Origin of the sequence: Pseudomonas sp. NBRC 111133, from assembly GCF_001320605.1 — a bacterium.
Classification (GTDB): Bacteria; Pseudomonadota; Gammaproteobacteria; order Pseudomonadales; family Pseudomonadaceae; genus Aquipseudomonas; species Aquipseudomonas monteilii.
Genome location: NZ_BCBJ01000043.1, coordinates 64,192 through 74,179, shown reverse-complemented (window position 1 = coordinate 74,179; position 9,988 = coordinate 64,192). Strand labels below are relative to the sequence as shown.

Genomic DNA, 9,988 nt, shown 5'->3' with positions numbered 1-9,988 from the left:
AACATGGCATCGAGAACGATTGAGCTTAGGACCAACGCTGAGCGGAATTACATTCTGATTTCCTCCATCATCGACTGGTTCGAACCGTGCATCATCGGCGGGTCCGCCAAATCACAGCCGGCTAACAGGAAGGCTTTCGTCATTTACGGTGATGTAGCGACAGTCGAAGACGAGATTGAGGGAAGTCGCTTTTTCCGTCGGAGAGAAAAGGACGTGGTAACCGCCTTCCTTGACAAGTTTGCTCTAAAGCCAGGTGATCCAATCGTGGTGGAACGATTGGCGCCATATACCTACCGATTTATGCCTGGTTGACCAGGTGATCAAACAACCCGCTTAGGCGGGTTTTTTTATGCCCGCGAGGCGGGCCAATCAATCCCAAGGGGATAGCCACATGCCTTTTGACTTCGACCCGGCCGCCCACGGTCTCACCCTCGACGAAACCCAAACCGCCGCGCTCAAGGCAGCGCTGGGCGGCGAGGTGCAGAAATTCCTGGATGGCGAGGTCTCGGGCCTCAAGTCCAAAAACACCGAGCTGATCGGCTCCAACAAGACCATCAAGGCTGAGCTGGACAAGCTGAAAGGTCAGTTCGACGGCCTGGACATCGAGGCGGTCAAGGGCCTGCTGGCCAAGGCCGGCCAGGACGAAGAAACCAAGCTGATCGCTGAGGGCAAGCTCGACGAAGTCATCAGCCGCCGCACCGAGCGCCTGCGCACCGACCTCGACAAGCAGGTCAAGGCCGCCAATGAGCGCGCCGACAAGGCTGAAGCCTTTGCTGCCAAGTACAGTGACAAGGTGTTGGCTGACTCCATTCGCGCTGCCGCCATCAAGGCCGGCGCGCTGCCAGAGGCCGCCGAGGACATCATCCTCCGCGCCCGTGGCACCTTCAAACTGAGCGAAGACGGCGAGCCTATCGCCACTGATCGTGCCGGCGAAGTCGTGTACGGGAAGGACGGCAAAACGCCGCTGTCTCCCCTCGAATGGGCGGAATCGCTGCGCGAAACCGCTACCCACCTGTGGCCAAGGGCTCAGGGTGCCGGGCAGACCGGCGACAACGGTGGCAAGGCCACGAAGAAATGGGGCGAGTACACCGAGACCGAGCGTGCTGCGATGGCTCGTGACAACCCCGACGCATTCAAAAAACTCCAAGCCACCCGAGGAACCTAATCCATGGCATCTACCCAACTGTCGGACATCTTCGTTGCCGACTACTACGGCACTCTGGAGCCGGTAAATTCCCCAGAAAAGACTGCCGTCTATGAGTCGGGCATCATCACCCGCTCCGCGACTCTGGACGGTATCGCGAAGAACGGCCAAGGCACTTCCGAAATCAGCTACTGGCAGGATCTCGACGCCGACGAGGCGCCGAACATCTCCAACGATGATCCAGACGATCTGGGTGAGGTTGGCAAGGCAGAGCAGGGCAGCATGCGTGCCCGGACCCTGTATCTCAACAAGGGTTACGGCGTTTCAGACTTGACCGCGGAGCTGGCCAACTCCGAGCCAATGCAGCACATCCGCAACCGCTTCGGCACCTACTGGACCCGTCAGTGGCAACGCTACCTGATGGGCGCGGCCCGCGGTGTGATTGCGTCCAACATCGCCAACAATGGCGGCGACATGGTGAAGGACGCTGGCGCATCAATCAGCGCAAACGCCTTCCAAGACGCTGCCTTCACCGCCGGTGACGCCGCCGATATGTTCGCCGCTATCGGCGTGCACTCGGTCGTGATGAACCAGATGGTGAAGCAGGACATGATCGAGTACCTGCGCGACTCTCAAGGCAAGATCATCCTGGCGACCTATCTGGGCAAGCCGGTGTTCATGGATGACGGCCTGATCTACGCCCCAGGCCAGTACCTGTCGCTGTTCTTCGGCCAGGGCGCATTCGGCTATGGCGAGGGTAGCCCGCACATGCCGGTCGAAATGCAGCGCAAACCGGATGGCGGCAACGGCGGCGGCGCCGAGGTGCTGTGGGAGCGCAAGACCTACATCCTGCAACCGGCCGGCTTCAGCTGGAAAGGCAGCAACAGCCAGAACCTCAGCCCGACTGCCACTCAGTACGCCAGCGCTGCGAACTGGGAGCGCGTCTTCGACCGCAAGCAGGTTCCGTTCGCCGCGGTCATCAGCGGCACCGCCACCCCTTGACCCCATGATGCGGGGCGCCGGCCTGGCGCCCTGCGCAGGAGATCAGCATGAAAGTTATCTACACCAACACCCCCGGCAGCGAGCGCGGCACCTGCTATCGCCGTCTGGACCAGTTCTTTGGCGTGATCGACGGCGCTACCTCGGTGTCCGTGCAGGGCGATGCTCCGCACATCGGCGAGGCCTACCAGCGGCAGGGCATCAGCGTCAGCGAGATCGAGGAAGGGCTGCGCCTGGACGGCCCAACCATCGCTCAGTGGGTGGCGGAGGGCTACAAGGCGTCCGCCTACCCGCCGGACGGCTACGCCCCGGTCAGCAGCCAGGCCGAGATCGACAAGGCGATCGAGGACGAGGGCGGTGGCGACGATGAAACCGATCCGCACAAAATGAAGGTCCCGCAGTTGAAGGCCTGGCTGACGGCCCAGGGCATCGCCTTTGAGTCCTCGCTCAACAAGCCCGAGTTGCAGGCCCTGATCCCGAAGGAATAAGCCATGACCGACTTCATCACCGTCGCTGACGTCGACCAGGCGCTCGGGCAGGACTGGGCAGGCGACGGTGATGCGGTCCTCGCGGTCTCCATGGCCAACGCCTGGCTCACGGCCAAGATCAAGCGCCTGGTGCCGGATCCGGTACCAGATGCAATCGTGACTGCTGGCGCGCAGGTGGCCAAGCTGGCTGCGGCCGGCAAGCTCTACAAAGACACCCAGCGCGAGGTGCAGAGCAAGACGGTGTCGGCCCAGGTTGGCACCTCGACCAGCAAAACCTACGTCGCGGGGTCTGTAGATCGCTCCGCTGGCGAGAACTTCGCCCTGGACCTCATTGCTCCTTGGATCCGGCGCTCTGGCACCGTGATGCTGAAGCGAGTGTGAGAGATCAGTTTCTTGAGGTTTGCCCGAGTTCCTGGTCAAACCAACGCTCGGCTTCGTCTACAGCAGGCATCACGCTCCTGAAATCCAGGTAGTGACCAAATCCCCGGTTGCCAAGCCACTCCTTGAAGTCTGTAAAGCTTGGATGCCAGTCGGGCGACCGGGGCTGGCCGCTTGCCCAGTCGTGGGCGAGTTGGCGTATAGCGGCTTCGCATTCAGATTTTTTCATGTCGTTTGTCTCCGTAGGAATAGGCAGGAGTGTATTTCACATGGGCATGCGCGATGAACTCCAGGCCGAACTGGCGGAGGCGTTCGACGATCCAGATGGTCTGGCCGATGCGGTGAAGCCAGTTGCAGGGAGCCGCACTGTGAAGGGCGGATATGACCCCGAGATTGGTGGCACCGTCCCGGCCTCGACCATCCATTACACCGGGCGCGGCGTCTTCGGCAGCTACCTAGCCAAGGAAATCGACGGTTCGCGTATCCAGACCGAGGACGTGAAGCTGCTGGTGCTCCAGAACGAGCTGTTCGAAGAGCAGGCTGGTCTGGTCACTGAAGCCCCGGCCTCGCCCAAAATCGGCGACCAAATCAGCGGCTACCGAACGCTTAACGTGTCCGAAGACCCAGCCCAAGCCACCTGGACCATTCAGCTGAGGAAATGACCATGCCGCGCGGCTCACACATGACCCAGCGATACGGCGGGCTTGAGGGCGGATTCGCCGAGAGCATCCGGGCGTTCGCCGAGCTGGCCGAGCAGGCTCTGGACGCTACCTTCCGCGAGATCGTGATCGAGATCGGCAGCAGCGTAATCCGCATGTCGCCGGTCGGCAACCCGGAGCTGTGGGCGGCCAACGTAGCACACCGGACCAAGGCCACCAGGGCAGCCGATGACTACGACTTCAAGGTCGCGGTGCGCAACACCCTGATCAACTTGAATCAGGACAACTTCACAAAGGCCGGCAAGCTGCGCAAGGGCGTGAAGTATGCCAAGCCACTCACCAAGACCGAGCGCGAGCAGAACTTCGCCACCAATGGCCTGGTAGCAGGTCAGGGCTACGTCGGCGGGCGTTTCCGAGGCAACTGGCAGTTCTCTATCGATTCGCCGGCAACCGAAGAGCTCGACCGAATCGACCCGTCGGGTAGCGAAGCCATCACCGCGCTCATTACCCAGGTGCAGGCGCTGACCATCGGCCAGACGGCGTACATCGTGAACAACTTGGCATATGCCGTGCCGTTGGAGTACGGCCATTCAACCCAGGCGCCGGCCGGCATGGTCAGGGTGACCCTGGCCAACTTCCAGCGCATCGTCGAAGAAGCCATCAGGAACAACAGCGTATGAGCCAAGCACGAGCCAGGCAGGCCATCGAGATCAAGCTGATGGCTTGGGCTGCGGCGCGCCCGATCCGGGTCGCGAACTTCGAGCAGGGGTTCGAGGCCGGGCCCGACGAAATCTACCTGCAGGCCTTTCAACTGCCGGCGGGCACCACCTGCCGCTATCTGGGCAGTGATGCCTACGAGTACACCGGCGTTTATCAGCTGAGCATCGTCTGCCCGGCGGGCCAGCCACTGGCTACCGCCGAGAGCCTGGTAGGTGAGCTTTCGAGCCTCTTCCAGCTGGACTCGGCGCTCAGCCGCAACGGCTTCGAGGGCCTGGTCACCGAACCAGTTGACCAGGGCTCAACCATCACCGAGTCGGCGACCTACACGGTCCCGGCCAGCTTCACCTACCGCGGTGTCGCGGACCAACCGCCCGCTGGGGCATAACCAACCGCCGCCTGGCGGGCTATCAAGAGGAAACAACCCATGGCCGCACGCTTCCCGCTGCCGAACGGCTCCGTGCTGGAAATCGCCAGCGTACTCGCCGCTGCTGTAGCCTTCACTGCTCTGACCAATGCTGCGCCGCCTGTGGCCAGCGCGGCAGGACACACCATCAAGAACGGCGATGTGCTTGTAGTCAGCTCTGGTTGGTCGCTGATTAACGACCGTGCTGTCCGCGCGGCCAGTGTTGCCGCCGACAAGTTCTCGCTTGCTGGCCTGAACACCACCAACACTGACAAGTACACCGACGGTGCAGGCCTGGGCTCTGTGATCCCAGTGACCAACTGGGCCCAGATTTCGAAGGTGACTGCCTTCACTTCCTCCGGCGGCGAGCAGCAGTACCTCACTGTCGGGTATCTGGAGGACGACGACGATCGCCAGTTCCCCACCAACCGCAACCCCATCACGCTGTCGATCACCGTCGAGGATCAGCCTGCCGCAGCCTACGTTGGGCTGGTTGAGGCCTATGGCGACAGTAAGGAACTGACTGTGGTGCGTCTCAAGCTGCCAAATGGCGACCAGATCCTCTATCCGGGCTACGTGAGCATCACCACCACCCCAACGATGGAACGTAACAACCTCATGACCCGTACCATCAGCATCGCGCTGTCGGGTCGTCCCGTCCGTTACCTGGCCGGCGCGTAAGGAGCCCCCATGGCGAAGATCAAAATTGCGCAGAACCCTACCTTTACCGCGGTAGTGCAGGTCCCGCGCATCGGCGGCGACCCGGCCCCCGTGGAGTTCGAGTTTCGCTACATGGATCGCGTCACCTTGGCCGGGATGTTCGATCGCTGGAACAAGGCCCGGGACGCTTGGGCAGAAAAGGCCAAGAACAATGGCGCGACCTGGGAAGAGGTCACCGCCGGCGAGATCGCCCTCCAGGCTGAACAGCTGGGCGAGATCGTCACCGGTTGGGATCTGGAGGACGAATTCAGTCAGGAGGCGATCCTTGACCTGGTCCGCACCTGTACCGGCGCCCCAAAGGCAGTAATCGATGCCTTCCAGGCCGCCTACAGCCCGGCCCGCTTGGGAAACTGAGGGCGGTGGCCCGGGCCTGTTATGAGCGGGGGCCATCCGCGGAGCAACTCGCCACGCTGGGACTGACCCTGGCAGACATCCCTGAAGAGGAAGTGGGGGTCTGGCCAGACGCTTGGCCTGCCTTTCGGCTTTTCGACGCAATGGGCACGCAGTGGCGGGTTGGGCCGGGCGGTCCGTCCGGCCTGGACTATGCCGCCATCCCCGCAACGGCCGCAATGCTCGGCATCAAACGCCGAGACCTCACCGACATTTTTCCCGATCTCCGCGTCATGGAGTTCGAGGCACTGGCCGTCATGGCCGAATCGATGGAGTAGATCATGACCACCATTGCCTCTCTCGGTCTTCAGATCGACTCCGGTGATGCCGTCGAGGCCAAGGACAACCTCGACCAGCTGACGGACGCCGGCAAGCGCAGCGAGGAGTCGGCTGGGCGAACTGGGCGCGCCTGGGAGACTGCCCTGGGCAGCCTGCAAGGTGACACCCGCCAGATCGTCCAGGAGCTGCAGTCACTCAACGCCAAGCAGGCCGAGCTGGCGCAGCAGATGGCCACCGTGGGGCGCGCCGTTACCAGCGCTTCCACGGCGTTCAGCAGCGCCGCCGCCAACATGGGGGCGTTCCGGACCGAGGCCGCGCAGGCGGGCAAGGTGCAGGAGGCACTCACCAGCGCCACGGATGCCGGCGCCCAGGCCGGCCGGCGCGCCGCCGAATCCGCCGACGAGCAGCAGGCCAGGATTCTAGCCGTGGCCAAGGCCTCGCTGGAAGCCAGCCAGTACGTGCAGTCGCTGAACCGGGCGACCGAGCAGAGCGCCGAGGTCACCGCCCAGGCGAATGCCGTGCTGTCGGACAGTGCCAGTCGTCAGGCGGCCATCAACAGCCGGGCCCAAGCCCTCATCGCCACAGAGGAGCGCCAGGCGGAAGCGGCGAAGAAGGCTGCCAGCGCGCATCGGGAGGAAGGGCAGGCCCTTGAGGAACTCCTGGGCAAGATCGACCCGACCGTCGCAGCAATGAGCCGCCTGGACCAGATGGAGCAGAAGCTGAAGGGCTTCCGCACCAGTGGCGCGCTCGATGCGGGGACCTTCGGCGAGTACCAGGCGAAAATCGACCAGGCGCGCACCGCATTGGGCGGCGCCGATGTTGCGCTGAATAAGACTGGTATGTCGGCCAAGGCCACGGCTGCGGCATTGCGCGGCGTGCCGGCGCAGTTCACCGACATCGTGGTGTCCCTGCAGGGTGGCCAGGCGCCGCTCACTGTGCTGCTGCAACAGGGTGGCCAGCTCAAGGATATGTTCGGGGGCGTAGGTCCGGCCGTCCAAGCCCTGGGCGGTTATGTCATGGGGTTAGTCAACCCATTCACGGTCGCGGCTGCAGCGGTGGGCGTGCTCGGCTATGCCTATTACTCAGGCAGCGAAGAGGCGGTCCGTTTCCAGAAAGCGCTGATCACCACCGGCAACGCGGCCGGCACGACGTCGGACCGGCTTTCTGGCATGGCGCGCGAGGTCGCCGCGACTGTCGGTACCACCGGCGCCGCGGCCGAGGTACTCACCCAGCTGGCCGGCAGTGGCAAGATCGCCGCTGGCAGCTTCGTCGAGATCACCGAAGCCGCTTTGGAGTGGCGCTCGGCGACCGGCAAGGCAGTCGAGGAGACCGTTGCCGAGTTCGTGAAGATCGGCAAAGACCCGGTGGCCGCCGCCAAAGACCTCAACGAGCAGTACAACTTCCTGACCGCGGCGACATACTCGCAGATCGTTGCGCTGAAGGAGCAGGGCGACACCATCGGGGCCGCCAAGCTGCTCACCGACACCTACGTCGATACCATCAAAAACCGCAGCAAGGAGGTCACCGAGAATCTGTCGATCTGGGAGCGCGGCTGGAAAGCGCTGCGTGGTGAGGTTGCTGCCACGGTCGACTCGGTCAAGAACATTGGCCGGGATCAGGATATTGCGAGTCGGATCGTTGACATGCAACGCCAGGTCGCTGCGGCACAGAGCGCTGTGAATGCTGATGCGGACGACAGTGACGCTCAGAAGAAGCTCACCAACGCCAACCTTGAGCTGAAGGGGCTTATCCAGCAGCGGGACACGCTTGCAGCGATAGCCAGCGCCCGCGCCTTGGACGCCCAGCAGCAACAGGCGGCGGTGCTTGCAATCGGCAAGATCGACGCCTTGGAGAAGTCCGCCAGGACCAACGCTGAAAAGCGGGCGGATGCACTAAAGGAGTACAACAAATCTCTGGATGCGATTCGCAAGGTCAACCCGAATGATGAGCGGCTTAAGCCTGAGACTATCGCCCGGGTGCAGGCCGACATCGCCAAGCAGTTCAAGGATTCTGCAGGGCGCACCACGTCGGTTGACCTCTCCGGATTCAACGACCAGAAGAACGCGCTGAGCGCCATCCTGGGCGAGTACAAGAATCATCAGAAGGAACTGGAGGCGGCGCAGAAGGCCGGGCTTATCTCACAGGAGTCGTATGCCGCCCAACGCGCTGCGATCATCGAGCAGCAGAGGGCCGAGGTCACGAACGCCTACGAGGCAGAGATCAAGGCGCTGGAGGAGGCCAAGGGGCGAAGCAGTACCAGCACCCAACAGCGAATCCAGCTCGACCAGAAAATCGCCGATGCCCGCGCGGCCATGGTTAAGGCACAGAAGGACGCCGATACCGAGCTTTCGGTGCTGGCGACCAATGAGCAGGGCCGGTTGGCCAAGCAGGCGAGGGCAGTGCAGGCCTACACCGACGCCCTCGACCAGCAGGTCCTGGCGCTGAGACAGCAGGGGCAGCGCTCCGCCGACAGCCTTGGGCTCGGTGATCGCCAGCGCGGCTTGCAGGATCAGCAGAACGGCATCACTGATCGGATGAACCAGCAGCGCCTGGACCTGGCCAACCAGTACGGTGACGGCTCCCGTGGCATGAGCCTCGATGAGTACAACCAGAAGCTGGCGGCTCTGAGCAAGACCGAGAAGAACCTGCAGGAAACTACCATCGCCAACTACGACCAGATGACGGCTGCCCAAGGCGACTGGCGCAAGGGTGCGTCGTCGGCATTCCAGAACTACCTGGAGCAGGCCCGGGATGTTGCCGGGCAGACGAGATCCCTGTTCACCAACGCCTTCAGCTCGATGGAGGACGCGGTCGTGAATTTCGCCATAACGGGCAAGTTCTCGTTCGCCGACTTCACCAAGTCGGTGCTGGCCGATATGGCTCGCATCGCAACACAGCAGGCTGCTTCTGGCCTACTGGGTAGCTTGGTGAGCTGGGGTGCCACTGCGGCCTCCGCCTACTTCGGTGGAGGCACTGGTAACGGTATGGAGGCTGGGTCTGCAGGCGCGGTGTCGTCCAACCTGGGAGCATCCCAGGCCGGGTACTCGTCCGCGTATGGATTCTCTGACGGTGGCTACACAGGAGATGGTGGCAAGTATGAACCTGCTGGCATTGTTCATGCCGGTGAGTTCGTACTGCGTCGCGAAGTTGTCAGCCAGCCAGGAATGCTCGATTACCTGCAAACCCTGAACAGTCGCGGCTACGCAGATGGTGGGTTGGTGACGCCGACGGCGGTACCCCGCCAGATCTCCAGCGCTAGTGGTGGGGCTTCGTACAGTTTCCCGGTATCGGTTCAGGTCGATGCGTCTGGGCAGTCATCCTCAGGGGGTCAGTCGTCTCAGGACCTGGCTGCCGTCGGACAGGGCATCCAGGCTGCCACCAAGGCTGAAGTCGAGAAGGCCATCGCCGCCGGGCTACGGCAGGGTGGTTCGATCTGGCGCGCAATTAACAGGAGGGGCTGATGGCCATCGAAACGTTCACTTGGCCAACACAGCGCGGAGAGACGCCAGATATTACCTACCGGGTCCGTGCATCCAAGTTTGGTGGCGGGTACCGGCAGGTGGTGGGTGACGGCCCCAACAACAAAGAGGACAGCTACCCGATCACCGTAACCGGCACGAAGGCACAGGTCCGCAAGATCATGGAGTTCTTCGACCGGCACGGCGGCGCCAAGGCCTTCCTTTGGTCTACGCCGCTCGGTGATCTGGGCCTGTTCACCTGCGCAGACCCTAAGCCCACCCCTGTGGGCGGCGGTCGGTTCAAAATATCAGCCACCTTTGAGCGGGCTTTCCACCCGTAAGGAATGTCC

14 protein-coding genes are annotated in these 9,988 nt (G+C 62.8%); 13 read left to right on the top strand and 1 reads right to left on the bottom strand.

Annotation, left to right across the window (positions count from 1 at the left end):
• Positions 1–3: 3 nt before the first annotated feature.
• The 5 genes from APH36_RS08755 to APH36_RS08735 all read left to right on the top strand — a co-directional run bounded on the left by APH36_RS08755 (position 4) and on the right by APH36_RS08735 (position 3,012).
• Positions 4–312 (top strand): hypothetical protein, encoded by a 309-nt coding sequence (locus APH36_RS08755; RefSeq protein ID WP_047934277.1) that lies wholly within the window; start codon positions 4–6, stop codon positions 310–312.
• A 79-nt stretch (positions 313–391) separates the two neighbouring features.
• A complete protein-coding gene (locus APH36_RS08750) occupies positions 392–1,165 on the top strand; it encodes a hypothetical protein (RefSeq protein ID WP_047934279.1) in 774 nt (257 codons plus the stop codon).
• Positions 1,166–1,168: 3 nt separating this feature from the next.
• Positions 1,169–2,146, top strand: coding sequence for a major capsid protein (locus APH36_RS08745; protein WP_047934281.1), 978 nt, complete (start codon positions 1,169–1,171; stop codon positions 2,144–2,146).
• Positions 2,147–2,193: 47 nt separating this feature from the next.
• On the top strand, positions 2,194–2,631 hold the full coding sequence (locus APH36_RS08740) for a HeH/LEM domain-containing protein (RefSeq protein WP_047934284.1): 438 nt from the start codon (positions 2,194–2,196) through the stop codon (positions 2,629–2,631).
• A 3-nt stretch (positions 2,632–2,634) separates the two neighbouring features.
• Positions 2,635–3,012 (top strand): hypothetical protein, encoded by a 378-nt coding sequence (locus tag APH36_RS08735; RefSeq protein WP_060498307.1) that lies wholly within the window; start codon positions 2,635–2,637, stop codon positions 3,010–3,012.
• A 4-nt stretch (positions 3,013–3,016) separates the two neighbouring features.
• On the opposite strand, the gene APH36_RS08730 is transcribed toward APH36_RS08735, so the two are convergent.
• Positions 3,017–3,238, bottom strand: coding sequence for a hypothetical protein (locus APH36_RS08730; RefSeq protein ID WP_060498306.1), 222 nt, complete (start codon positions 3,236–3,238; stop codon positions 3,017–3,019).
• A gap of 40 nt (positions 3,239–3,278) precedes the next feature.
• Between APH36_RS08730 and APH36_RS08725 the strand changes: the two genes are divergently transcribed.
• The 8 genes from APH36_RS08725 to APH36_RS08690 are packed head-to-tail and all read left to right on the top strand — an operon-like array spanning position 3,279 to position 9,979.
• Positions 3,279–3,671 carry a hypothetical protein gene (locus APH36_RS08725; protein ID WP_060498305.1) on the top strand — a complete coding sequence of 131 codons (393 nt, stop codon included), beginning with the start codon at positions 3,279–3,281 and terminating at the stop codon, positions 3,669–3,671.
• Positions 3,672–3,673: 2 nt separating this feature from the next.
• Positions 3,674–4,348 (top strand): hypothetical protein, encoded by a 675-nt coding sequence (locus APH36_RS08720; protein ID WP_060498304.1) that lies wholly within the window; start codon positions 3,674–3,676, stop codon positions 4,346–4,348.
• On the top strand, positions 4,345–4,773 hold the full coding sequence (locus APH36_RS08715; protein ID WP_060498303.1) for a phage tail terminator-like protein: 429 nt from the start codon (positions 4,345–4,347) through the stop codon (positions 4,771–4,773). The genes APH36_RS08720 and APH36_RS08715 overlap by 4 nt, the downstream gene beginning before the upstream one ends.
• Positions 4,774–4,812: 39 nt before the next feature.
• Positions 4,813–5,472 carry a phage tail protein gene (locus APH36_RS08710; RefSeq protein ID WP_060498302.1) on the top strand — a complete coding sequence of 220 codons (660 nt, stop codon included), beginning with the start codon at positions 4,813–4,815 and terminating at the stop codon, positions 5,470–5,472.
• Positions 5,473–5,481: 9 nt separating this feature from the next.
• Positions 5,482–5,865: a phage tail assembly chaperone gene (locus APH36_RS08705; protein WP_060498301.1), complete on the top strand. Its 384-nt coding sequence runs from the start codon at positions 5,482–5,484 to the stop codon at positions 5,863–5,865.
• 5 nt (positions 5,866–5,870) lie between these two features.
• Entirely contained in the window at positions 5,871–6,179 is a 309-nt protein-coding gene (locus tag APH36_RS08700) for a DUF1799 domain-containing protein (RefSeq protein ID WP_374754786.1), read from the top strand.
• A gap of 3 nt (positions 6,180–6,182) precedes the next feature.
• Positions 6,183–9,641, top strand: a complete 3,459-nt coding sequence (locus APH36_RS08695) for a phage tail tape measure protein (RefSeq protein ID WP_060498300.1) — start codon at positions 6,183–6,185, stop codon at positions 9,639–9,641.
• Positions 9,641–9,979: a phage tail protein gene (locus tag APH36_RS08690; protein ID WP_024086990.1), complete on the top strand. Its 339-nt coding sequence runs from the start codon at positions 9,641–9,643 to the stop codon at positions 9,977–9,979. The genes APH36_RS08695 and APH36_RS08690 overlap by 1 nt, the downstream gene beginning before the upstream one ends.
• The last annotated feature ends 9 nt before the right edge of the window (positions 9,980–9,988 follow it).